The 23,346-nt window shown below is 70.5% G+C and carries 22 protein-coding genes; 16 read left to right on the top strand and 6 right to left on the bottom strand.

The features are described from left to right. Positions 1–124 precede the first annotated feature (124 nt). The 3 genes from ABD378_RS02600 to ABD378_RS02590 all read left to right on the top strand — a co-directional run bounded on the left by ABD378_RS02600 (position 125) and on the right by ABD378_RS02590 (position 5,323). Positions 125–3,058: a glycoside hydrolase family 2 TIM barrel-domain containing protein gene (locus ABD378_RS02600; RefSeq protein ID WP_344518643.1), complete on the top strand. Its 2,934-nt coding sequence runs from the start codon at positions 125–127 to the stop codon at positions 3,056–3,058. Between the two features lie 79 nt (positions 3,059–3,137). After that, positions 3,138–4,517 (top strand): hypothetical protein, encoded by a 1,380-nt coding sequence (locus tag ABD378_RS02595; RefSeq protein ID WP_344518642.1) that lies wholly within the window; start codon positions 3,138–3,140, stop codon positions 4,515–4,517. Between the two features lie 41 nt (positions 4,518–4,558). Then, positions 4,559–5,323 (top strand): hypothetical protein, encoded by a 765-nt coding sequence (locus ABD378_RS02590; protein ID WP_344518641.1) that lies wholly within the window; start codon positions 4,559–4,561, stop codon positions 5,321–5,323. Here the strand turns inward: ABD378_RS02590 and ABD378_RS02585 are convergent. Together ABD378_RS02585 and ABD378_RS02580 are read right to left on the bottom strand one after the other, a co-directional pair. After that, a complete protein-coding gene (locus ABD378_RS02585; protein ID WP_344518640.1) occupies positions 5,313–5,726 on the bottom strand; it encodes an NUDIX hydrolase in 414 nt (137 codons plus the stop codon). The genes ABD378_RS02590 and ABD378_RS02585 overlap by 11 nt on opposite strands. Positions 5,727–5,763: 37 nt before the next feature. Beyond that, positions 5,764–6,432, bottom strand: coding sequence for a DUF4389 domain-containing protein (locus ABD378_RS02580; protein WP_344518639.1), 669 nt, complete (start codon positions 6,430–6,432; stop codon positions 5,764–5,766). A 159-nt stretch (positions 6,433–6,591) separates the two neighbouring features. Between ABD378_RS02580 and ABD378_RS02575 the strand changes: the two genes are divergently transcribed. Then, on the top strand, positions 6,592–7,008 hold the full coding sequence (locus tag ABD378_RS02575; protein WP_344518638.1) for a VOC family protein: 417 nt from the start codon (positions 6,592–6,594) through the stop codon (positions 7,006–7,008). Here ABD378_RS02575 and ABD378_RS02570 read toward each other — a convergent pair. Together ABD378_RS02570 and ABD378_RS02565 are read right to left on the bottom strand one after the other, a co-directional pair. Then, positions 7,005–7,763, bottom strand: a complete 759-nt coding sequence (locus tag ABD378_RS02570) for a DUF6597 domain-containing transcriptional factor (RefSeq protein ID WP_344518637.1) — start codon at positions 7,761–7,763, stop codon at positions 7,005–7,007. The genes ABD378_RS02575 and ABD378_RS02570 overlap by 4 nt on opposite strands. 26 nt (positions 7,764–7,789) lie before the next feature. Further along, positions 7,790–8,725 carry an AraC family transcriptional regulator gene (locus ABD378_RS02565; RefSeq protein WP_344518636.1) on the bottom strand — a complete coding sequence of 312 codons (936 nt, stop codon included), beginning with the start codon at positions 8,723–8,725 and terminating at the stop codon, positions 7,790–7,792. An 80-nt stretch (positions 8,726–8,805) separates the two neighbouring features. Between ABD378_RS02565 and ABD378_RS02560 the strand changes: the two genes are divergently transcribed. After that, on the top strand, positions 8,806–9,657 hold the full coding sequence (locus ABD378_RS02560) for an NmrA family NAD(P)-binding protein (protein WP_344518635.1): 852 nt from the start codon (positions 8,806–8,808) through the stop codon (positions 9,655–9,657). A gap of 234 nt (positions 9,658–9,891) precedes the next feature. Here the strand turns inward: ABD378_RS02560 and ABD378_RS02555 are convergent, their stop codons facing one another. Continuing rightward, entirely contained in the window at positions 9,892–11,043 is a 1,152-nt protein-coding gene (locus ABD378_RS02555; protein ID WP_344518634.1) for a YihY/virulence factor BrkB family protein, read from the bottom strand. Positions 11,044–11,060: 17 nt separating this feature from the next. On the opposite strand from ABD378_RS02555, the gene ABD378_RS02550 reads away from it, so the two are divergent. Then, positions 11,061–12,698 carry an acyl-CoA dehydrogenase family protein gene (locus tag ABD378_RS02550; RefSeq protein ID WP_344518633.1) on the top strand — a complete coding sequence of 546 codons (1,638 nt, stop codon included), beginning with the start codon at positions 11,061–11,063 and terminating at the stop codon, positions 12,696–12,698. Positions 12,699–12,942: 244 nt separating this feature from the next. Next, positions 12,943–14,235, top strand: a complete 1,293-nt coding sequence (locus ABD378_RS02545; RefSeq protein WP_344518632.1) for a GAF domain-containing protein — start codon at positions 12,943–12,945, stop codon at positions 14,233–14,235. Positions 14,236–14,340: 105 nt separating this feature from the next. On the opposite strand, the gene ABD378_RS02540 is transcribed toward ABD378_RS02545, so the two are convergent. Beyond that, positions 14,341–15,366 carry a M4 family metallopeptidase gene (locus tag ABD378_RS02540; RefSeq protein WP_344518631.1) on the bottom strand — a complete coding sequence of 342 codons (1,026 nt, stop codon included), beginning with the start codon at positions 15,364–15,366 and terminating at the stop codon, positions 14,341–14,343. Positions 15,367–15,474: 108 nt separating this feature from the next. Between ABD378_RS02540 and ABD378_RS02535 the strand changes: the two genes are divergently transcribed. The 9 genes from ABD378_RS02535 (at position 15,475) to ABD378_RS02495 (ending at position 23,328) form a co-directional block, all read left to right on the top strand. Then, a complete protein-coding gene (locus ABD378_RS02535; RefSeq protein WP_344518630.1) occupies positions 15,475–16,038 on the top strand; it encodes a GNAT family N-acetyltransferase in 564 nt (187 codons plus the stop codon). 133 nt (positions 16,039–16,171) lie between these two features. Further along, entirely contained in the window at positions 16,172–16,255 is an 84-nt protein-coding gene (locus ABD378_RS02530; RefSeq protein ID WP_323178717.1) for a putative leader peptide, read from the top strand. Positions 16,256–16,371: 116 nt separating this feature from the next. Next, positions 16,372–18,069 (top strand): nitrite/sulfite reductase, encoded by a 1,698-nt coding sequence (locus ABD378_RS02525; protein ID WP_344518629.1) that lies wholly within the window; start codon positions 16,372–16,374, stop codon positions 18,067–18,069. Further along, positions 18,066–18,245, top strand: coding sequence for a hypothetical protein (locus ABD378_RS02520; protein ID WP_344518628.1), 180 nt, complete (start codon positions 18,066–18,068; stop codon positions 18,243–18,245). The genes ABD378_RS02525 and ABD378_RS02520 overlap by 4 nt, the downstream gene beginning before the upstream one ends. After that, positions 18,242–18,955 (top strand): phosphoadenylyl-sulfate reductase, encoded by a 714-nt coding sequence (locus ABD378_RS02515; RefSeq protein WP_344518627.1) that lies wholly within the window; start codon positions 18,242–18,244, stop codon positions 18,953–18,955. Before ABD378_RS02520 ends, ABD378_RS02515 begins: the two co-directional genes overlap by 4 nt. Then, positions 18,955–19,560 (top strand): adenylyl-sulfate kinase, encoded by a 606-nt coding sequence (gene cysC, locus ABD378_RS02510; protein WP_344518626.1) that lies wholly within the window; start codon positions 18,955–18,957, stop codon positions 19,558–19,560. The genes ABD378_RS02515 and cysC overlap by 1 nt, the downstream gene beginning before the upstream one ends. Positions 19,561–19,651: 91 nt before the next feature. Then, positions 19,652–20,590: a sulfate adenylyltransferase subunit CysD gene (cysD, locus tag ABD378_RS02505; RefSeq protein ID WP_344518625.1), complete on the top strand. Its 939-nt coding sequence runs from the start codon at positions 19,652–19,654 to the stop codon at positions 20,588–20,590. Between the two features lie 2 nt (positions 20,591–20,592). Then, entirely contained in the window at positions 20,593–21,966 is a 1,374-nt protein-coding gene (locus ABD378_RS02500) for a sulfate adenylyltransferase subunit 1 (protein WP_344518624.1), read from the top strand. 231 nt (positions 21,967–22,197) lie between these two features. Next, positions 22,198–23,328 carry an aliphatic sulfonate ABC transporter substrate-binding protein gene (locus ABD378_RS02495; protein WP_344518623.1) on the top strand — a complete coding sequence of 377 codons (1,131 nt, stop codon included), beginning with the start codon at positions 22,198–22,200 and terminating at the stop codon, positions 23,326–23,328. Positions 23,329–23,346: the final 18 nt, after the last annotated feature.

Below are 23,346 nucleotides of genomic sequence, written 5' to 3'. Positions count from 1 at the left end.
GGCAGTGGCGTACGACGGAATCCGCAGCCCGTGCTCCATTCGTCCAACCCCACCGCCGAGAATCCAACAACCCCCGCCGCGTGAGTGTTGTGACGTCCCACCTCCCCGCTGTCTGATGGAGGCCATGGAGCTTCCCTACCTTGAGGACGTATCCCCCGGCACCGGCAGCCTCCCGCCCCGCGCGTGGTACGCGCGGTCGGACGCCACCTCCCTCTCCCTGAACGGCAGTTGGCGATTCCGCCTCTCCCCGACCGCCGACGCCGCCGACGACTCCTTCGCATCGGACGGGTACGACGCCGGGGCCTGGGACACCGTGGCGGTGCCCGGCCACTGGGTGATGCAGGGCCACGGCGCGCCCATCTACACCAACATGGTCTATCCGTTCCCGGTCGACCCGCCCCGCGTGCCCACCGAGAACCCGACCGGCGACCACCTGCGCACCTTCGACCTGCCGGACGACTGGCCCGCGACCGGTGGCGGCACACTCCGCTTCGACGGCGTCGAGTCCTGCGCCCGCGTCTGGCTGAACGGCACGGAGCTCGGCGAGTTCAAGGGCTCGCGGCTTCCGCACGAGTTCGCGGTCGGCCACCTCCTGAAGCCGTCGGGCAACGTCCTCGCGGTCCGCGTCCACCAGTGGTCCTCCGGCTCATACCTGGAGGACCAGGACCAGTGGTGGCTGCCGGGCATCTTCCGTGACGTGACCCTGCTGCACCGCCCCGAGGGCTGCGCACTCGACTTCTTCACGCACGCCTCGTACGACCATCGCTCGGGGACGGGGACGCTGCGCGTCGACTCGGACGTGGACGGCCGGGTCACCGTGCCCGAGCTGGGAGTTGATGTCGCGGCGGGCGAGTCGGTGACGGTGGCCGTCGAGCCCTGGACGGCCGAGACGCCTCGCCTTTACGACGGCGTCCTGGCCACGGCGGGCGAGCGCGTCCCGCTGCGGATCGGCTTCCGCACGGTCGCCGTCGAGGACGGGGTCATCAAGGTCAACGGCCGTCGGATCCTGTTCCGTGGCGTGAACCGGCACGAGTTCCACCCGGAGACGGGCCGGGCGCTCGATCGCGACACGATGCGCACCGACGTCCTGCTGATGAAGCAGCACAACATCAACGCGGTCCGCACCAGCCACTATCCGCCGCACCCCGCCTTCCTCGACCTCTGCGACGAGCTGGGCCTGTGGGTCATCGACGAGTGCGACCTGGAGACCCACGGCTTCACCGAGCAGGGGTGGCGCGACAACCCCGTCGACGACGACCGCTGGACGCCCGCCCTCCTGGACCGCGCGGCCCGCATGGTCGAGCGCGACAAGAACCACGCCTCGGTGATCATCTGGTCCCTGGGCAACGAGTGCGGGACGGGCCGCGGCCTGACCGCCATGGCCCGCTGGATCCGCGCACGGGACACGGGACGCCTCATCCACTACGAGGGTGACCCGTCCTGTGCCGACACCGACATGTACTCACGCATGTACGCCGACCATGCCGAGGTGGAGCGCATCGGCCACCGGGCGGACACCGAAGGCCCGGAGTCGCGCCGCCAACTCCCCTTCATCCTCTGCGAGTACGGGCACGCGATGGGCAACGGCCCCGGCGGCCTGAGCGAGTATCAGGAGCTGTTCGACGCCCATGAGCGCAATCAGGGCGGCTTCATCTGGGAGTGGATCGACCACGGCATCAAGCACCCGGAGTTCGGCTACGCCTACGGCGGCGACTTCGGCGAGGAGCTGCACGACGGGAACTTCGTCTGCGACGGCCTGGTCTTCCCCGACCGGCTGCCGTCGCCGGGGCTCGACGCGTACAAGCGGGTCATCCAGCCGGTGCGTTTCGCGTACGACGAGGACGCGGGGACGGTCAGGATCACCAATCTGCACGATTTCGCGGACCTGTCCCACCTGTCCTTCGAGTGGGCCTACCACGTCGACGACGAGGCGGCGTCCGAGGCCGGGGAGCTGGCCGTGCCGCCGGGGCTCGGCCCCGGTGAATCCGTCGACCTGAAGCTGCCGGACCCGCCGCCCACGAGCCGCGACGCCGAGACCTTCCTGCACCTCACGGCGATGGTGGGCGTCAAGACGAACTGGACGAAGCTGGACCACGGCGTCGCACGGGCCCAGTTCGCGGTCACCCCACGTCCCGCGGTCCGCCCCGCCACCGGTGAACGCCCTTCACAGGGAGCTGAGTTCATCACGCTCGGCCCCGGTACCTTCGACCCCCGCACCGGCGAACTGCGCACCCTGAACGGCATCCCCCTGCCCGGCGCCCCGCGCCTGGACATCTGGCGCGCCCCCACCGACAACGACAACGGGGCGTCCTGGCAGGGCGGACAGCGCAACGGCCTCGTCTGGCGCGAACTCGGCCTGCACCGCATGCAACACCGGCTCGACGCCGTCGAGTTGACGGACGACGCGCTCACCGTCCGCACCCGCGTGGCGCCCGCCGCGCGTGACATCGGTCTGCGCACCGTCTACCGCTGGACGTCCGACGGCTCCCAGCTGCGCCTCACGGTCTCCGTGACGCCCGAGGGCGAGTGGACCGTGCCGCTGCCCCGGCTCGGCATCCGGCTCGGGCTGCCTGCCGCGTACGGCTACGCGCACTGGTTCGGCGGCGGCAACGGCGAGGCCTATCCGGACACGGCGGCGGCGTCCGGCATCGGCCGCCACTTCATGCCGGTCGACCGGATGCAGACCCCGTACGTACGCCCGCAGGAGAACGGCGCCCGCGCGGACGTCCGTTGGGCCGAGCTGCGGGCGGGCTTCACCGGCGAGGGGGTACGTGTCGTCGGCGAGCCCGCCTTCTGGTTCACGGCGCGCCGCTGGACCACCGAGCAGATCGACGCGGCCGCGCACCGCACGGATCTCACGCCCGGTGACACGGTGTGGGTCCATCTCGACCACGGGCAGCACGGCATCGGATCGCAGTCGTGCGGGCCCGGGGTTCTGCCGCGGTACGAACTCCACGCCGCCCCGGCCGAGTTCGCGTTCACCTTCTCGCGCCGGGAGGCCACACCCGAGGAGGAGCCGCCGCCGGTGGCACCTCCGCCGGGGCGAAGCTCGCTCTGACCGGGGTTTTCCGGTGACTCAGCACTAGACTGGAGGTCACCGTCGAACCACGTGCCGCCTTGGGGGGAGGGAGCACCCCTTGTCACAACCGCGGCTTGGCCGCCGTCCGTTGAGGCCACCGACCACCCCTCCTCCCCCGCCGGGCGACTCGCGCCCCGGGCGGTTCGTGGGCTGGCTCGGCGGCTTCGGCTGCGCCGCCGCGGGTTACGCGGTGTTCCAGTCCCTGGTGGGCGTGTTGCCGGACGCGATCTCCGGCGACACCGCCCGCTATGGAATCGCGGCGGTCAGCGGCATCGGCACGGGGGTCGCCGCCTGGCTTGCCGCCGCGCTGATCCGGGCCAGGGCCGACGCGGACGACACCACACGGCAGCCCGCCCCGAGGGCGCCGCAGGCCGTGCCCGCCCCCGGCCCGTTCCCCCGGCTCGCCGCGGCCGCGTATGCCACGCTCACCACGGAACTCGCCACCGTCGACGCCCCGGAGAGCGGCCGGCTCACCGGCTGGGCACACGCGCTGGACGAGCAGACGCTGCCGGTGCGGCCCACCCCGACCGGCACCGCGTACGGACTGCACATCGTGCTCGAACTCGGTGTGCCGGACGGCAGGTTGAGGGCTTCGGAGCTGGTCGAGACCCTGTGGCGGCTGCGCCTCGCGGACGGCGGCTGGGCCGCCCGCTCGCAGGGGGCGACGGCCCGCCCCGAGGTGACCGCCCTGGTGCTCGGTGCGCTCGCGCGTGCGGGCGCGGATCCGGGGCGGCTCGCGGAGGAGGCGGCGCGGTGCGCGGCGCGGTTCACCGAGGAGATCGAACCCTCCGGGCTCGGCAGGACCCATGTCGTGACCACCATGCTGCGCGGCCTGCTGCGCGCGGCGCCGGACTCCCCCGACCTGGCACGGCTGCGGGCCGAGCTGGTCGACCGGACGGTCACCGATCCCCTGCGTGAGCACCGGCGCTGCTGGGGCCCTGCGCTGCGCGCCCCGGTCACCCGGCCCTCCGCGGTGCACACCGCGCAGGCCGTGGTCGCCCTCGACCGCGCGGCCCGCGTGCTCGGCGAGGACAGCAACACCCGCGCCGCCCGCGAGGACGGCATCCGCTGGCTGCTCGCCTGCCCCGCGCCCGAGCACGGGGACTGCGCCGATCTGCGCAACACCCAGGAGGAGGTGCGCCGCCCGCATCCGGTGGACTCCTGGCGCCAAGAGGTGCTGTCCGTACGGCACTTCACGGCTGCGTGGATGATGCGGGCACTGCTCACGCCGAGCGCCTGGGAGATCGCTTCGGAGGAGGGCCACGAGGACGCGTGGCACGCGCTGGTCACCGGCGCGGTCGGCGCGGTGTGGCGCCAGCAGGACGACGGGATCTGGAACTGGGACGGGTACGATCTCGGCCGCCCGATGTGGATGACCTATCAAGGGCTTTCGGCGCTGCGGGCACATGCCGTATGGATGTATGAGCCGGGTGGGTGATCCCCGGCGGCGCGCTCGCGACCGAGGGGGAGAGTGACCGCATGGGTGGTCGGCACGTCCACAGGGCCCGGCGTCTCCTCGAAGGGGCCCTGGACGCGGCGCTTCCGGAGGAGCGGTTGGTGCGGGCGGCGCGCACGGCCGTCGCCGAACTCGGCTCCCCCGAACGGCTGTCCGACCTGGTGCGCGAACTGGCGACGGGGGTCGGCGCCCCCTCGGGCTGCGCGCGCCTCTCGTACCGCCATGTCCTCGGCTTCGACAAGCTGCTCCTGATCGACGGCGGCCCGCGGCACATGCTGCGCGCCCACGTCTGGCACCCCGGCACACGCTCGGCGGGGCGCGAGGACATCCACAACCACCGCTCGCCGCTCGCCTCCTACGTGGTGCGGGGCAAGCTCGGCATGGAGCTGTACGAGCCACTGCGCGGCCCCGCGGACCCGGGTGAGAGCGGCATCGCGACGTCCTGGTACCGGGAGTCCCTGTCGGACGTGGAGGGCCACTGGCTCCTGGAACCGGCGGGCCCGGCGCGGCTGCGGCTCACGCAGACCGCGGAGTACGGCACGGGCAGCGGCTATGGACTGCCGTCGTACGCCCTGCACCGCGCGTGGTGCGCTTCGGCGGGGACGGCGGTGACCCTGTTCCTGGAGACGGGGGCGGGCCGGCGGCGGTACACGGACGTGTTCGCGGGTTCAGCGGACTCAGCAAACGCAGACGCCGGTGACCGCGCGGAGGCGGTCGTCAAGCGGCCGATGGAGGTGGACGAGTATCTGGCGGAGCTGGAGTCACTGGCGAAACTGATCAGCCGGTGAACGCCTGCCGCACGATGTCCAGGTTGTAGTCGTCGATCTCGACCGTGCCGAGGTCGGCCGGGGCGAGCCACCGGTGGTCCTGGTCGGGATGGGGCAGCGACACCTCGAGACTCAGCGGCCGCACCAGGAAGTTGTCCTGCCAGTTCTTGACGTCGTGTCCGCGGTACCGGCTGACGAAGGATGACTCGCCGACCTTGCGGAGCACCTCGCCGAGCAGCCCGGTCTCCTCCTTCAGCTCCCGCAGCACGCCGTCAAGCGGACTCTCGCCCGGCTCCAGCTTTCCGCAGGGAACGCCCCACACCCGGGGCAGGAACCGCTCGGTCTCACTGCGCCGCACGAGCAGCACGCGCCCGCGGTGCGCCACGACGGCAGCCGCCAGTCGGTTGTCGCTCGGCAAGTCCATGGCATCCACCGTAGCGAGGTTTCGCGGCCCGGGACAGTCAGCCAAGGGGCTCTCGCTCCCCCTGGTCGAGCCGGTAGGGCGGGTAGACGTCCGTGAGCAGCAGGCCATAGGCCATGACACGCGCGACCCAGCGGTGCAGACCGATGTTGAGGTCGTACATGCCGCGGGGGTAGCGGCCCGTGAAGAGCAGGGTGACGCCCGCGTAGAGGGTGAGGAGCCCGGCGAGGCCGCCGTTGAAGCGGTATCCGCCCGTGAGGAGCGTGGCCACCAGGAGCTGCGGAAGGACCAGGAGCCAGCCCTTGACCAGGACGAGGCCCCTGGAGAGGTGCTCGGGGTAGGCGATGTCCAGGTGGGCGGGGTAGTCGGCGACGTCGCGCAGGGCGAACGGCGGATAGCGGTCGGTGCCGAGCGCCCCGTACGCGTAGTACTCGACGCGCCAACTCCAGCGCAACACACCGACGTTGTAGTCGAACAGGACCCGCGGATAGCGGCCGGTGATCAGGACGGCGAAGAAGGCGACCACCGTGACGAGGAGGAAGCCGATCCACAGGAAGGCGAGCACGATGTAGTGCGGGATCGCGAGCAGCCACTTCACCAGCCAGAGCCAGCGGGAGAGCGCGGTGTCGTACTCCGCCTCGAGGCGGACCGGGCCGACCGGGCTGACCGGCTGTTTGCCGAGCGCGGTCGCCGTGGGCATGGCGGACATGGCGGTCAACTCCCTACGCGGACACGAGACCTGCCCGCACTTGTCTCCCTGCACATGTACGACCGTGCGCGGGCGGCGGCAAGGAGTGGCACGGCGTCCGCTTGCGCGGCGTCCGTTTTCTTCAAGACGGGCGGGGCGGGGCTGCCTACGCTGCGAAGCATGAACACGAACATCACACCCCGCTTCGATCTGGTCGGCATCGTCGTCTCCGACATGGCCGCCACACTCGCCTTCTACCGCCGCCTCGGCCTGGAATTCCCCGAGGGTTCCGAGGACCAGCCGCATGTCGAGGCGGCGCTCCCGGGCGGTCTGCGCATCGCGTTCGACACGGAGGAGACGATCCGTTCCTTCGTCGAGAGCTGGGAGCCGCCGCGGGGCTCGGGCCGCATCGGGCTCGCGTTCCACTGCGAGACGCCCGCGGGCGTCGACGCCGCGTACGAGGAGCTGACCGGCGCCGGATACCACGGTGAGCTCAAGCCGTGGGACGCCTTCTGGGGCCAGCGGTACGCCGCCGTACAGGACCCGGACGGCAACGGCGTCGACCTGTTCGCGCCGCTGCCCGGCCCGACTGCCTAGTCCGGCTGTCCGGTCCGGCTTTCTCCGGCTGCCCAGTCCGTCCGCGGGCCGAGCAGCTCGCCCAGGGGCATCCCCGTCAACTCCTTGACGTCACGCGCCAGATGGGCCTGGTCGGCGAAGCCCGCGACGACGGCGGTCTCCCCGTACGCCAGGCCGCCTCTGGCCAGGGCGAGCGCGCGCTGCAGTCGCAGGACACGGGCCAGCGTCTTGGGTCCGTAGCCGAACGCGGTGAGTGAACGCCGGTGCAGGAGGCGGGCGTTGATACCCGCCTCCTCGGCCGTCGACGCGATGCTGCGCCCCGCGTCCAGGGCCTTGACGACGTGCGCGAGCAGCGGGTCGGGCGGCTCCGTCTCGCCCGCCCGCGCCAGGGCGACGGACTCCAGGACGGCCGCCGGATCCCGGGCCGCATCCATGCGCTCGGTCAGGCGGCGCGCATCGGCCGACGGCCACAGGTCGGCGAGGTCGACGCGCCGGTCGCGGAGTTCGTTCGCGGGCACGCCGAGGAAGGCGGGGGCGGTGCCGGGGTAGAAGCGGATGCCCACGTACCGGGCGGGGACGTTCGCTTCGGGGCGGTACGCGCGGGTGTCGGGGCCCGCGACCAGGAGTCTGCCGCCGGTCCAGAGGAGGTCCATGCAGCCGTCGGGAAGGACGGGGTACACGGGACCGCCGGCCGCACCGCCTCCGGCACGGGTCCACAGGACCGCGCCCGCGACCCGGGACGGCCGCTCCGCGTACTCGACGGTCTCGAACGACACGCCTTCAAGGCTACGCCGCTCAGGGGCTACGCGGCCCGTGAGCGGTGCTCCTGCGGGCTGACCCCGTACACCCGCTTGAAGGCGCTGGACAGCGCGAACGCGCTGCCGTACCCGACACGGCGGGCGATCGCGGCGATCGTCTGTTCGCCGTCCCGCAGCAGATCTGCGGCGAGCGCGAGCCGCCAGCCCGTCAGGTACGCCATCGGCGGCTCGCCCACGAGCTCGGTGAACCGCCGGGCGAGCGCGGCCCGCGAGACCCCCGCCTTCGCGGCGAGCGCGGCGATCGTCCAGGGGTGCGCGGGGTCGTCCTGGAGCAGCCTGATCGCCTGTCCGACGACCGGGTCCCCCATCGCCCGGTACCAGGCGGGGGCCTCGGCCTCCGGCCTGGAGAACCAGGCGCGCAGCGTGGCGATCATCAGCAGGTCGAGCAGCCGGTCGAGCACGACGTCCTGCCCCGGCTCGTCCTTGGCGATCTCGTCGGCGAGCAGCGGGGTGAGCGGGCAGTCCCACACCTCGGTGGGCAGGATCAGGAGCGGGGGCAGCGCGTCGAGGAGCCGCCCGGTGATCTCGCCGCGCGCCTGGTACGTCCCGATCAGCATCTCCGCGGCGCCGTCGAGCGATTGGCCCCAGGCGCGCAGGCCGAGGTCCTTGTACTGCCCGACCGGGGTGCCGCCGAGGGGCACGCAGCGTTCGCCGGGCTGGATCTCGGCGCGGGGCGGCGTCGCCCGGTCGTCGGCGACGGTGTAGTGGTCGGGGCCGCGCGCGACGGCGACGTCCCCGGGACGGATCAGCTGGGGTTCGCCGTGGTCGGGCACGATCCAGGCGGCGCCCCGCACCATGATCATGACCGAGAGCGGTGCCTCGTCCGCGATGCGGACGGACCAGGGCGGGTCGAAGCACGCGCGGATCATGAAGGCGCCGCGTGCGCGCGGGCCCTCCAGCAAGCCTGCGAGTACGTCCATGCCGGAAGCGTAGACGCACGCGTATGGGGGTGAGGCCCTGACGGATGGCTCCTTGTGGCGCGGGCCAGTTCACTGAAGCCATGACAGAGAACGCGTTGAACACGCAGAGCACACAGAACATGACGGTGTTGGTCACGGGCGCTTCCGGCAAGACCGGGCGCCGCGTCGCGGAGGCCGCGGAGGCGGCGGGGTTCACGGTGCGGGCGGCTTCGCGCTCGGGCGCGGTGCGGTTCGACTGGTACGACCCCTCGACGTGGGAGGACGCGCTGCGGGGCGCCGACGCCGCGTACCTCGCCTATATGCCGGATGTCGGCGCACCGGGCGCGGGCGAGGCAGTGGGCGCGCTGGCCCGGCAGGCGGTGGCGCTCGGCGTGCGGCGGATCGTGCTGCTGTCCGCACGGGGCGAGGACCAGGCGGAGCCCGCCGAGCGGGCGGTGCGGGAGTCGGGGGCGGAGTGGACCGTCGTACGGGCGAGTTGGTTCGCCCAGAACCTCAGCGAGGGTCATCTCCTCGACGGCATGCGGGAGGGGGAACTGGTGTTCCCCGGCGGGGAGGTGCTCGAACCGTTCATCGACACGCGGGACATCGCGGACGTGGTGGTGGCGGTGCTGCGCCCCGACTCGGGTTATGCGGGACGGGTGGTGGAGGTGTCGGGGCCGCGCCTGCTGTCGTTCCGCGACGCGGTGGCCGAGATCGCGGCGGCTGCGGGGCGGGAGATCCGGTACGTTCCCGTCTCGGCGAGGGAGTACGGGGGTGCGCTCGCCGAGTTCGGGGTTCCGGAGGAGGAGACGGAGTTCCTGATCGAGCTGTTCGAGACGAACCTGGATGGGCGCAATGCGCGTCTCTCCGAGGGGGTTCGGGAGGTTCTGGGGCGGGCGCCGCGTGACTTCGGCGATTTTGCCCGGGAGCATGCGGCCGTCTGGAAAGCGTAATTATCCCCAACCCCGCCCCTTCCCGAAAACCCGCTCGGCGCGGGGGCCTTGCGTACCGTCATCACCGGCTTCGCCGAGTTCGTCCTCAAACGCCGGACGGGCTGGAAGATTCCGGCCGGGCTGGACATATCCAGCCCGGCCGGCGATTGAGGCCATCTTGTCGGGGGTCCAGGGGGCGGAGCCCCATGGTTTCGGGAAGGGGCGGGATTGGGGAAAGCCCCGCAGGGACCGCCCCTACTCCGGCGGCGTTTCCCCGTTCCCGCCATGCTTCTTCACATGCGTCCGCAGGCGCGAGGAGACATCGTCCGGGGGCAAGAAGCGTGACCACCGTTCGGGGAACTCGGACGGCATGTCCGGGTCGTCCGGGTCGTCGGGGTCCGCGGAAGCCTCCCGCGCAGCGGCCGCGCGGGCCACCACCTCCACCGCCCGCGCCTCCCTTATCCGGTCATTGGCCGCACGCGCGGCCGCCGTGGCGACGGAGGGCCACACCCGGTCGATCGCGGCGTTCACCGCAGCCCCCACAAGGACCGCGAACGCCGATACACCGATCCACAGCAGCACGGCCACCGGCGCCGCCAACGAACCGTAGATCGTGGGCCCTTCGACCGTGCTCGTCAGGTAGATCCGGAGCAGGAAGCTTCCCAGGACCCACATCCCGAGGGCGATCAGCGCGCCCGGCATGTCCTCCACCCAGGGCGACCGGACCGGCACCGACACGTGGTAGAGCGTCGTCAGGAACACCACTGACAGGAGCGTCACCACCGGCCAGTACAGGACCTGCACCACCGTCGTGGAGCCGGGCACCAGCTTCACCACCGCGTCGGGCCCCGCCACCATCAGCGGCAGCGCCACCGATCCGATCAGCAGCGCCACGATGAACAGGCCGAACGCGAGCAGCCGGGTCTTGACGATGCCGCGTGCGCCGTCCAGGCCGTACATGACCGTGATCGTGTCGATGAAGACGTTCACGGCGCGCGAGCCCGACCACAGGGCGAACAGGAAACCGATCGAGATGACGTCGGGCCTGCCGACCCGCATGACGTCCTCCAGTATCGGCTGCGCGATCTGGCTGACCCCCTTGTCGGAGAGGACCGTGCGGGACGCCTCGATGATATTGCTCTCGACGCTGGCGATGGTGTTCGCGCCGGTCCACCGGTCCACGTACGCGAGCAGTCCGATCAGGCTCAGGAGCAGCGGCGGCACGGAAAGGAGCGAGAAGAACGCCGCTTCGGCCGCAAGACCCAGGATCCGGTATTCCACGCAAGAGTTGACCGTGTCTTTGATCAGCAGCCAGGCAGTCCTGCGCTTGGAGACGTTGCTGTAGAGAGCGCGGGCCCGGTTCCAGCGGCCCGACGGCCTCCCGGGTGTTTCATTTGCCTGGTGCACCTCCTTACCGTAGCGGCATGGCAGCCACCACCCACACAGTGACCAACCAGGCTCCGCCCCTGGTGGGATATGACGTCTTTACGTCCGACCGCGCTCTCACCGAGGGAGTCGAACGGCATCTCGATCCCGCCCTTCTCGGTACCGCTCGCGAGCAACTCTCCGAACTCGGGCGCACCGCGGGCTCGGCCCAGGCGCAGGAATGGGGGTTCCTCGCCAATGAGAATCCGCCCGTTCTGCACACCCATGACCGCTATGGGAATCGCATCGACGAAGTCGCCTTCCATCCCTCGTGGCACCGGCTGCTCGGCAAGGCCGTGTCACATGGCCTGACGACCGCCTGGTCGCGGCCGGGCGGTCATCTGCGGCGCGCGGCCGGGTTCCTGGTGTGGACGCAGGTCGAGGCGGGGCACGGCTGTCCGGTGTCGATGACGCACGCGGCGGTGCCCGCGCTGCGGAACGACCCCGCGCTCGCCGCCGAGTGGGAGCCCCGGCTCACTTCTCTTGTCTACGACGAAGGCCTTCGGCCCGCGTCCCAGAAGGCCGGAGCGCTCTTCGGGATGGGCATGACGGAGAAACAGGGCGGCAGCGATGTGCGCGCGAATACGACACGCGCGCGTGCCCTCTCGGAAGACGGGACCTATGAACTCACGGGGCACAAGTGGTTCTGTTCCGCACCCATGTCCGACGGCTTTCTCGTGCTCGGGCAGACCGATGCGGGGCTTACGTGCTTCCTCGTACCGCGCGTGCTCGAGGACGGAACACGGAACGCCTTCGCCATTCAGCGCCTGAAGGACAAACTGGGCAATAAGTCGAACGCTTCCAGCGAGGTCGAGTTCGACGGGACGTGGGCGCGCCGGGTCGGCGACGAGGGGCGCGGGGTGCGCACCATCATCGAGATGGTGGCGGCCACGCGGCTCGACTGCGTCGTGGGGTCGGCGGCGATCATGCGGCAGGCCGTCGCGCAGGCCGTGCACCACGCCACGTACCGCGAGGCGTTCGGCGGCAAGCTCATCGACAAGCCGCTCATGCGCAACGTACTTGCGGACCTGGCCTTGGAGTCGGAGGCTGCCACGACGCTCGCGCTGCGGCTCGCGGCCGCGTACGACGACGGGAGCGAGCAGGAGCGGGCGTTCCTGCGCATCGCGGTGCCGGCCGCGAAGTACTGGGTGACCAAGCGCTGCACGCCGCTCGTGGTGGAGGCCCTTGAGGTGCTCGGCGGCAACGGATACGTCGAGGAGTCGGGCATGCCGCGGCTGCTCCGCGAGTCGCCGCTCAACTCGATCTGGGAGGGCTCGGGGAACGTACAGGCACTGGATGTGCTGCGCGCGCTGCAGCGGGAGCCGCAGGCGCTGAACGCGTTCCTCCAGGAGGTCGGTACCGCGCGCGGCGCCGATCACCGCCTGGACGGTGCGATCAAGGGGCTGCTCACCGAACTGGCCGATCTGGACGGCATCGAGGCGCGGGCCCGCCGGCTCGTGGAGCGGATGGCGCTGGTGCTCCAGGGATCGCTGCTCGTGCGGTACGCGCCCCCGGAGGTGGCCGACGCCTTCTGTGCCTCGCGGCTCGGCGGGGACTGGGGCTCCGCGTTCGGGACGCTGCCGCACAGTCTCGATCTCGCCGCCGTGGTGGAGCGGGCCGCTCCTCGCGGCGACTAGCGGGAGTCGCGGGGGTGGTGCTGCGCCGACACGGCACCACCCCCGCTCCCAAGCCCCGTTGAGGAGCGTCGACGCCGCGTGAACGGCGTTGGAATCAGCTTCGATCGCCGCACGGCTGTTCGCGAGAGTTGCAGACCGTTGCAAGTCATCTGTTCATCACTGAACCAATACCCTTGCGGGCGCCGAAGGGGCACGATGAGTGCATGCTCCCCACGCACTGGCTCTGCTCGGGAAGGACCCAGTGATGAACGCGACTTCGACGATCAACCTCGCGAGGATCTCCGCCATGGACTGCACGCAGGCCGCGCGACTGCTCGCGGGCGTCCGCCACGCGGCACTCTCCGGGGAGCAGCCACGTGTGCTGCCGCGACCGGTGATCGAGGAGTCCTGGGGGCGCATGCTGCTCGACGGGGTCGATCCGGACCACGACTTCCGCTCCCGGCTGCTCGGCATCGAGGAACTGGAGGAGCGCCGCCGCGCGTCGCCGCTGACGGAGATCATGCCGGTGCTGCGGGACGCGCTCGTCTCGGTGGCGGACGCCGCGCACCACATCATGGTCGTCTGTGACCCGGAGGGCCGGGTCCTGTGGCGCGAGGGCAACTCCGCGGTGCTGCGCAAGGCGGACTCGCTCGGCTTCGAACTGGGCGCGGACTGGGCCGAGAACACCGTCGGCACGAACGGCATAGGGACGCCGCTCGTCGTGCGCCGTGCCGTGCAGGTGTTCTCCGCCGAGCACTTCGTGGAGACGCATCACGCGTGGACGTGCACGGGCGCCCCCATCACCGATCCCCGTGACGGCCGGCTGCTCGGCGTGGTCGACATCAGCGGTCCGCTGAACACGATGCATCCGGCGACGCTCGCCCTGGTCGACTCGGTGGCGAAGCTCGCCGAGGCCCGGCTGCGGGAGACCCACGTGACCGCCCTCGACCGGCTGCGCTCGGTGGCGGCGCCGGTCCTGGCCCGCTTGGCGGGGCGCGCCGTCGCGGTGGACGCCCACGGCTGGACGGCGGCGGTCACGGGAATGCCGCCGACGGACCGGCTCTCCCTGCCCAAGTCCCTTTCCGCAGGACACGCGTGGCTGCCCTCGCTCGGCACCTGCGCGGTGGAGCAGCTGCCCGGCGGCTGGCTGCTGCGCGTCGAGGAGGACCCGCAGCCGCTGGCCGCGACCCGCGTCATCCTGGACGTGAGCGGGCCGCGCCGCTGGTCGGTCACCGTCGAGGGCGGCGGCGCGGGCGGCTGGACGCACGAACTGAGCCCGCGCCATGCCGAGTTGCTCTATCTCCTCAGCACCCACCCCAAGGGCCGCACCGCTTCGGGCCTTGCCGATGACATGTTCGGCGACCCGGCGCGCACGGTGACGGTGCGTGCCGAACTCTCCCGGGTGCGGCGCTACTTGGGCGGGCTCCTGGCCCATCGCCCGTACCGCTTCCCCGAGGACGTGGACGTCGAGGTGATCCTGCCCGAGCACCCGGCGAACCTGCTGCCGCATTCGACGGCGCCCGCGGTGCGCGAGGCTCGGAGGGTGCCGGAGCCTTGAGCGCGGCTCTTGGGTGCGGCTCTTGAGTGTCACGTCACCCCTGGCCGCTGCCCCGGCCGCCGGGCGGCCTGGTGACCACCCGGCGGCGGGACGCGCCGGTCATCCTCAGACGCCGGGTATCTCCCGCGCCTGGAACGCCTTGCGCACCGCGTCCGCCGCGCTCTTGCCGTACATCTTCTGGGCGGTGGCGATCGTCGTCAGAGCCGCGTCCTTGAAGCTGGTGTCGGGCGCGAAGCCGAACTGGGCGTTGACGATGATCCGGTCGGCGGTACGGGCACCGAGCGAGCCACGGATGTCGAAGAGCGCGCGGGACCAGATCTCGCCGTCCGCGTGCACCTCCCCCACCTTGTCGGCGTACGTCTTGTCGCTGTCGACCCGGCGCAGACAGTGCGGGGCGTCCGAGTACGAGACGGCGTCCCAGTCGGCGACGCAGGCGATGTCGGCCTTGGCGGGCCAGCCGTACTTGGCGTCCGCGTGCGCGCCGACCGACACCGCCAGGTAGTCACCCCAGGCCTCACCGATCGAGCCCGCCTCCAGCGAAGTGCCGAAGCCGGGCACCTGGGCGTGGTGCACGGCGTGCCCGTACTCGTGGACGACGACCTCGGCGTCCTCGGCGTCGTCGACGCCACCCTTGCCGAACCGGATCTCGGCCTTCTTGTCGGTGAAGAACGAGTTGTCCGCGCCCCACTGATTGATGCGGACGGGCTGGGCCCGGTCGTTGGCACCCGGCAGCTCGGTCCCGAAGCCGAGGCTCTGCAGATACTCCTGCGCCTCATTGACCCAGAAGTACGCCATGACCTGCTCGAACTGGTCGTCGTCGCGGGCATAACCGCCCGCGTCCGCGACTTTGGCGGAGGCGCCGGTGTCGGATCTGATGTACGCCCACTTGCCGGAGAGTCCACCGCTGGAGTCGAGATTGCGCAGGGTTGCGGTGGCATAGGCGCCGGCGGGAACGGACGTCGCGGAGTCCTTCGCGTCGACGAGGGTCTGGTCCCCCGACGACTGGACGGGGTTGACCATGAAGACGCGGGCCTGCGGGTCCGCGGAGGCCGAAGCGGGTGCGGCAAGCGTCGCGAGGGCCACGGTGACGGTGGCCGCGGCGAGCAGGCCGCGGGGTGTGCGGCGGGCCATGGAACATCCTCCAGCTCGAAGAATGCGGGGGGTGGCAGGCGCTGCGGGATCTTCCCGCATCCTGGGCACCTTTGGCCAGGGTGCGTGGCACATGATTCGCTGACCCGCATGAGCCTCACTGTCACCACTTGGTCCCTGGAGCAGACCGCTCCCACCGATCTGCTTCCTGCCGCCGCCCCTGAGGGCGACGACGTGCGGATCATCCGGGCCGAGGTCCCCTCCCCCGAGTTCAGCCGCTTCCTCTACGCCTCCGTGGGCGGCGACATCCACTGGACGGACCGGCTTTCCCTCTCTTACGCCCAGTGGCAGGAGGAGCTGGCGAAGCCGGGCGTCGAGACCTGGGTCGCGTACGACAAGGGGACTCCCGCCGGGTATGTGGAGCTGGCGGCTCAGGAGGGCGGTGTCGTCGAGATCGTGTACTTCGGGCTCATCCCCGCTTTCCGGGGGCGGCGGATCGGCGGGCATCTGCTCTCGTACGGGGTGCGGCGTGCCTGGGACCTCGCCGAGCGGTGGCCCGAGCTGACCCCGACCAAGCGGGTCTGGCTGCACACCTGCTCCAAGGACGGTGAGCACGCCATGGACAATTACCTGCGACGCGGCTTCAAGCTCTTCGACACGAAGATCGAGCAGGAGCCGGACGTTCCGACGCCGGGGCCCTGGCAAGGGGCGTAGCGCTCCGCGCGGGCGCCACCGCGGTGGGCGGCAGCAAGTGACCGACACCACACCGTCTCGCAATGCGAGACCCTCACGTCCACATTCTGGATAATGGTGGACTGGGCCGAAAGTCCCATGACACGCTTCCGTCATGGATCGCACTGGAATTGCCTTGGTGAGTCGGCGTCACGTCGATCTCTGCCGCATGTCCAGCGCCATGTGTCCGGCGAGCTGACAGCACCAGCGCCGACGACTCCCCCTGCTTGACCATCCTCTTGCGCACCGCCGCGCCCCTAGCGCGAAGTGTGCAGGTCAGAGCCGCCCTCAGCCCGCCTTGAAGGACGTATAGCCATGGCTGCCACCCCTGAAAAACCCACGACTGCCGCGCCCCGGCGCAAGGCGAGCCGTCACCGTGGTGAGGGCCAGTGGGCCGTAGGCCACTTCACGCCGCTCAACGGGAACGAACAGTTCAAGAAGGACGACGACGGTCTCAATGTGCGGACACGCATTGAGACGATCTACTCCAAGCGTGGGTTCGACTCCATCGACCCGAACGATCTTCGTGGGCGTATGCGCTGGTGGGGGCTCTACACCCAGCGTCGGCAGGGCATCGACGGCGGCAAGACCGCGATCCTGGAGCCGGAGGAGCTGGACGACGAGTACTTCATGCTGCGGGTGCGGATCGACGGCGGACGCCTCACCACCGAGCAGCTGCGCGTCATCGGCGAGGTCTCGCAGGAGTTCGCGCGCGGGACCGCCGACCTCACCGACCGGCAGAACGTCCAGTACCACTGGATCCGCATCGAGGACGTCCCCGCGATCTGGGAGCGGCTCGAGGCCGTGGGGCTCTCCACGACCGAGGCCTGCGGTGACACGCCCCGCGTCATCCTCGGTTCGCCCGTCGCCGGTGTCGCCGAGAACGAGATCATCGACGGCTCCCCCGCCATCGACGAGATCCAGCGCCGCTTCATCGGCAACCCGGAGTTCTCGAACCTGCCGCGCAAGTTCAAGACCGCGATCTCCGGATCGCCCCAGCTCGACGTCGCGCACGAGATCAATGACGTCGCCTTCGTGGGTGTGAACCACCCCGAGCACGGCCCCGGCTTCGACCTCTGGGTCGGCGGCGGGCTCTCCACCAACCCCAAGCTGGGCGTGCGGCTCGGCGCCTGGGTGCCGCTCGACGAGGTGCCGGAGGTGTGGACCGGTGTCATCGGCATCTTCCGTGACTACGGCTACCGGCGCCTTCGCACCCGCGCCCGCTTGAAGTTCCTCGTCGCCGACTGGGGCCCGGAGAAGTTCCGGCAGATCCTCCAGGACGAGTACCTGAAGCGAGAGCTCGTCGACGGGCCCGCGCCCGAGCAGCCGGCCGGCACCTGGCGCGACCACCTCGGCGTGCACAAGCAGAAGGACGGCCGCTTCTACGTCGGCTTCGCACCCCGCGTCGGCCGCGTGGACGGCACGACGCTCACGAAGATCGCCGATGTCGCCGCCGCCCACGGCTCGGGACGCCTGCGCACCACCGCCGAGCAGAAGATGATCGTGCTCGATGTGGAGGAGGCTCAGGTCGAGTCCCTCGTCGCCGGGCTCGAAGCGCTTGATCTGCGGGTCAACGCCTCCCCCTTCCGGCGCGGCACCATGGCCTGCACCGGCATCGAGTTCTGCAAGCTGGCGATCGTCGAGACCAAGGCGCGCGGCGCCTCGCTCATCGACGAACTGGAGCGCCGCATCCCGGAGTTCGACCAGCCGATCACCATCAACATCAACGGCTGCCCGAACGCCTGCGCCCGCATCCAGGTCGCCGACATCGGCCTCAAGGGCCAGCTCGTCCTGGACGGCGAAGGCAACCAGGTCGAGGGCTTCCAGGTGCACCTGGGCGGCGCGCTCGGCCTTGAGGCCGGATTCGGCCGCAAGGTCCGTGGCCTGAAGGTCACTTCGGCCGAGCTGCCCGACTACGTCGAGCGGGTCCTCAAGCGCTTCGAGGAGGAGCGCGCGGACGACGAGCGCTTCGCCACCTGGGTGGCCCGCGCCAGCGAGGAGGCACTGAAGTGAGCGAGCGTGCCGCGCCCTTCCACTGCCCCTACTGCGGTGACGAGGACCTGCGCCCCAACGAGACCGGTCACGGCGCATGGGAATGCGCCGCCTGCAATCGAGCCTTCCAGTTGAAGTTCCTCGGGCTTCTTGCCCAGGGAGTTCAGCGCAACAGCGGTGGAGGGGAAGAGATATGACGACCGTTCAGGCCAAAGAACAGCGTACGAACGACGAGTTGAAGGCTCTCGCCGAGCAGGCCGGGCGTGACCTTGAGGACGCGTCCGCGCTCGAAATCCTCCAGTGGGCCGTAGACACCTTCGGCGAGCGCTTCTGCGTGACGTCCTCCATGGAGGACGCCGTCGTCGCCCACCTCGCCTCGCGGGCCCGCCCCGGCGTGGACGTCGTGTTCCTCGACACCGGCTACCACTTCCCCGAGACCATCGGCACCCGTGACGCCGTCGCCGCCGTGATGGACGTCAATGTCATCACGCTCACGCCGAAGCAGACGGTCGCCGAGCAGGACGCCGAGTTCGGCGCGAAGCTGCACGACCGGAACCCCGACCTGTGCTGCGCCATGCGGAAGGTCAAGCCCCTTGAGGAGGGCCTGACTTCGTACGCCGCGTGGGCGACGGGCCTGCGCCGCGACGAGTCCCCGACCCGGGCGAACACTCCGGTCGTCGGCTGGGACGAGAAGCGCCAGAAGGTCAAGGTCTCGCCGATCGCCCGCTGGACGCAGGACGACGTGGACGCCTACGTCGCCGAAAATGGCGTCCTCACCAACCCCCTCCTCATGGACGGCTACGGCTCCGTGGGCTGCGCGCCCTGCACCCGCCGCCTTCTGGAGGGCGAGGACGCGCGCGCCGGGCGCTGGTCGGGCAACGCCAAGACCGAGTGCGGGATCCATTGATGCCAGAGCTGACAGAGCTGACAGAGCCTCAGACAGCGACCGAGTCCCGACACGTATCGGAGAAGCACGTGACCACCGGAGCCACCATCTGGCTCACGGGTCTGCCCAGCGCGGGCAAGACCACCATCGCCTACGAACTCGCCGGGAAACTGGGCGAGGACGGCCACCAGGTCGAGGTGCTCGACGGCGACGAGATCCGCGAGTTCCTCTCGGCGGGCCTCGGCTTCAGCCGCGAGGACCGGCACACCAATGTGCAGCGCATCGGCTTCGTCGCCGAACTGCTCGCGCGCAACGGCGTGAAGGTCCTGGTGCCGGTGATCGCGCCGTTCGCCGACAGCCGTGAGGCGGTGCGCAAGCGCCACCAGACGGGCGGCACGCCCTACCTGGAGGTCCATGTGGCCACGCCGGTGGAGGTCTGCTCCGTACGCGACGTGAAGGGTCTCTACGCCAAGCAGGCGGCCGGCGAGATCTCCGGGCTCACGGGGGTCGACGACCCCTACGAGGCACCCGAGTCACCCGATCTGCGCATCGAGTCCCAGGACCAGACCGTGCAGGAGTCCGCGGCGGCCTTGCGCGCGCTGCTCATCGAAAGGGGTCTCCTGTGAGCGACGCATGCGCGGCCGCCCAGCCGCAGACGACCGTGAATCCCGCACCTCTGCGCCGCGCAGGCGGAGAAGCGAACGAAAGGGGTGCAGCATGACGACCACCGTGGCCACCGTGACCGAGGGGACGGACAGCCCGTACGCGCTGTCCCACCTGGACGCCCTTGAGTCCGAGGCGGTGCACATCTTCCGCGAGGTGGCGGGCGAGTTCGAGCGGCCGGTGATTCTCTTCTCCGGCGGCAAGGACTCGATCCTCATGCTGCACCTGGCGCTGAAGGCGTTCGCCCCCGCGGCAATTCCCTTCTCGCTCCTGCATGTCGACACCGGGCACAACTTCCCCGAGGTCCTCGAATACCGCGACCGCGTCGTCGCCGAGCACGGCCTTCGCCTGCACGTCGCGTCCGTGCAGGAGTACATCGACGCGGGCAAGCTGCGCGAACGCCCCGACGGCACCCGCAACCCGCTCCAGACCGTCCCGCTCACCGAGAAGATCCAGAGCGAGAAGTTCGACGCGGTCTTCGGCGGCGGACGCCGCGACGAGGAGAAGGCGCGCGCGAAGGAGCGGGTGTTCTCGCTGCGGGACGAGTTCTCGCAGTGGGACCCGCGCCGCCAGCGCCCCGAGCTGTGGCAGCTCTACAACGGCCGCCACGCGCCGGGCGAGCACGTCCGCGTGTTCCCGCTCTCCAACTGGACCGAGCTGGACGTCTGGCAGTACATCGCCCGCGAGGGCATCGAACTCCCCCAGATCTACTTCGCGCACGAGCGGGACGTGTTCGCACGCTCCGGCATGTGGCTGACCGCCGGTGAGTGGGGCGGTCCCAAGGACGAGGAGACGGTCGAGAAGCGGCTCGTCCGCTACCGCACGGTGGGCGACATGTCCTGCACCGGCGCCGTCGACTCCGACGCCACCACGCTGGACGCCGTCATCGCCGAGATCGCCGCTTCGCGGCTGACCGAGCGCGGCGCGACGAGGGCCGACGACAAGCTCTCCGAGGCCGCCATGGAAGACCGCAAGCGCGAGGGGTACTTCTAAACATGACCAGCACCACCGAACCCGACAAGGCGCAGCCGCTCTCCACCGAGCAGCTGTCGGCCACCACCCTGCTGCGGTTCGCCACGGCCGGGTCCGTCGACGACGGCAAGTCCACCCTGGTGGGGCGGCTGTTGCACGACTCCAAGTCGGTCCTCACCGACCAGCTGGAGGCCGTGGAGCGCGTCTCGCTCGGCCGTGGCCAGGAAGCGCCCGACCTGGCGCTGCTCACCGACGGTCTGCGGGCCGAGCGCGAGCAGGGCATCACCATCGACGTGGCCTACCGCTACTTCGCGACGCCGCAGCGCCGGTTCATCCTCGCCGACACCCCGGGCCATGTGCAGTACACCCGGAACATGGTCACCGGCGCCTCGACGGCCGACCTCGCCGTGGTCCTCGTGGACGCCCGCAACGGCGTCATCGAGCAGACCCGCAGGCACGCCGCCGTGGCCGCGCTCCTGCGCGTGCCGCACGTGGTGCTCGCCGTGAACAAGATGGACCTCGTGGCGTACGAGGAGACCGTCTTCGCGAAGATCGCCGAGGAATTCACCGCGTACGCAAGCGAGCTGGGCGTCCCGGAGATCACCGCCATCCCGATCTCGGCGCTCGCCGGTGACAACGTGGTGGAGCCGTCCTCCAACATGGACTGGTACGGCGGCCCCACGGTCCTTGAGCACCTGGAGACGGTCCCGGTCAGCCACGACCTGACCTCCTGCCACGCGCGCCTGCCCGTCCAGTACGTGATCCGCCCGCAGACCGCCGAGCACCCCGACTACCGGGGCTACGCGGGACAGATCGCGGCGGGCACCTTCCGGGTCGGCGAGTCCGTGACCGTGCTTCCCTCGGGCAAGACGTCGAAGATCGCGGGCATCGACCTCCTCGGCGAGCCGGTGGACGTGGCCTGGACGCCGCAGTCCGTGACGCTGCTCCTGGAGAGCGACATCGACATCGCGCGCGGCGACCTGATCGTGCCGAGCGGCGACCAGCCGCCGACCACGCAGGACATCACGGCGACGGTCTGCCATGTCGCGGACACCGCTCTGGCCGTCGGCCAGCGGGTGCTGCTCAAGCACACCACCCGCACGGTCAAGGCGATCGTCAAGGAGATCCCCTCGCGGCTCACCCTGGACGACCTCTCCCAGCACCCGGACCCGGGGCAGCTTGTCGCCAACGACATCGGCCGCGTCGTGGTCCGCACCGCCGAGCCGATCGCGGTCGACTCGTACGCCGCGTCGCGCCGCACCGGATCGTTCCTCCTGATCGACCCGGCGGACGGCACGACGCTCGCGGCGGGCATGGCGGGCGACGCGTTCGCCGCCCACGCCGAGACGGCCGAAGAGGCCGAGCCGGTCGCGGACGACGACGGTTGGGACTTCTGACCATGATCCCGATCGACTATTTCTCGACCTTCGCGAAGGAGGGCGGCCGCGTCGGCAGCGGCGCCCTCGGCGCGGGGCAGGGCGGAGTCGGGCGATGTGCGTAATGACGTACGCGCACCGCTTGCGCGCCCACACCCCCCGCGAGCTCGACCTGCGAAGACGAAAACCTGCCGATCTCCCGGCCGCGCCCTGAGGGCGTGAGAGCCGGGCCCAACGAGAGGACCCCCTCCCGTGCCTGCCAGCTTCCGCACTCCACGCACCACCGGTGGCCGCCGTGCCCTGGCCGCCGTCGCCGCCCTGCCGCTGCTCGCCGTAGTGCTCACCTCCTGCGGCTACGGATCCGCCGCGGACGACAAAGACGACAAGGCCAAGGTGGCCGCGGGTGCGAAGAAGATCGAGGGCCTGGACGAGGTGAAGATCGGGTACTTCCCGAACCTCACGCACGCCACCGCCCTGGTCGGCGACCAGGAGGGCCTGTTCCAGAAGGAACTGGGCGCGACGAAGGCGAAGTACACGCAGTTCAACGCGGGCCCCTCGGAGATCGAGGCGCTGAACTCGAAGTCGATCGACATCGGCTGGATCGGCCCGTCGCCCGCGATCAACGGCTACACCAAGTCCCAGGGCAAGAACCTGCGCATCATCGGCGGCTCGGCTTCCGGCGGCGTGAAGCTGGTGGTCAACCCGGACAAGATCAAGTCCCTGGACGACGTCAAGGGCAAGAAGATCGCGACGCCTCAGCTCGGCAACACCCAGGACGTGGCCTTCCTCAACTGGATCAAGGAAAAGGGCTGGAAGGTCGACGCGGAGAGCGGCAAGGGCGACGTCTCGGTGGTCCGCACCGACAACAAGATCACCCCGGACGCCTACCGGTCCGGCTCGATCGACGGCGCCTGGGTGCCGGAGCCGACCGCGTCGAAGCTGGTCGCCGAGGGCGGCAAGGCGATCCTCGACGAGGCCGACCTGTGGCCGGACAAGAAGTTCGTGATCACGAACATCATCGTGTCGCAGGACTTCCTCAAGGAGCACCCGAAGGTCGTCGAGGCCGTCCTGCGCGGTTCGGTGAAGACCAACCAGTGGATCAAGGACAACCCGGAGAAGGCGAAGGCCTCCGCCAACGCCGCCCTCAAGGAGGCGTCCGGCAAGGCGCTGCCCGCCGAGGTCATCGACCCGGCGTGGAAGTCCATCCAGACCACGGACGACCCACTGGCCGCCACCCTCGACTCCGAGGCCAGGCACGCGGTCAAGGCGGGCCTCCTGGACAAGCCGAACCTCAAGGGCATCTACGACCTGAAGCCGCTGAACAAGGTCCTCAAGGCCGAGGGCAGGCCCGCTGTCGACGACGCCGGTCTCGGCGTCAAGTAACCCCGGAAACCGGATCAG

This window comes from Streptomyces rectiviolaceus (assembly GCF_039533825.1).
Classification (GTDB): domain Bacteria; phylum Actinomycetota; class Actinomycetes; order Streptomycetales; family Streptomycetaceae; genus Streptomyces; species Streptomyces rectiviolaceus.
Note: the sequence above shows the minus strand (reverse complement) of the source record. Positions and strands in the feature narration are given on the sequence as shown.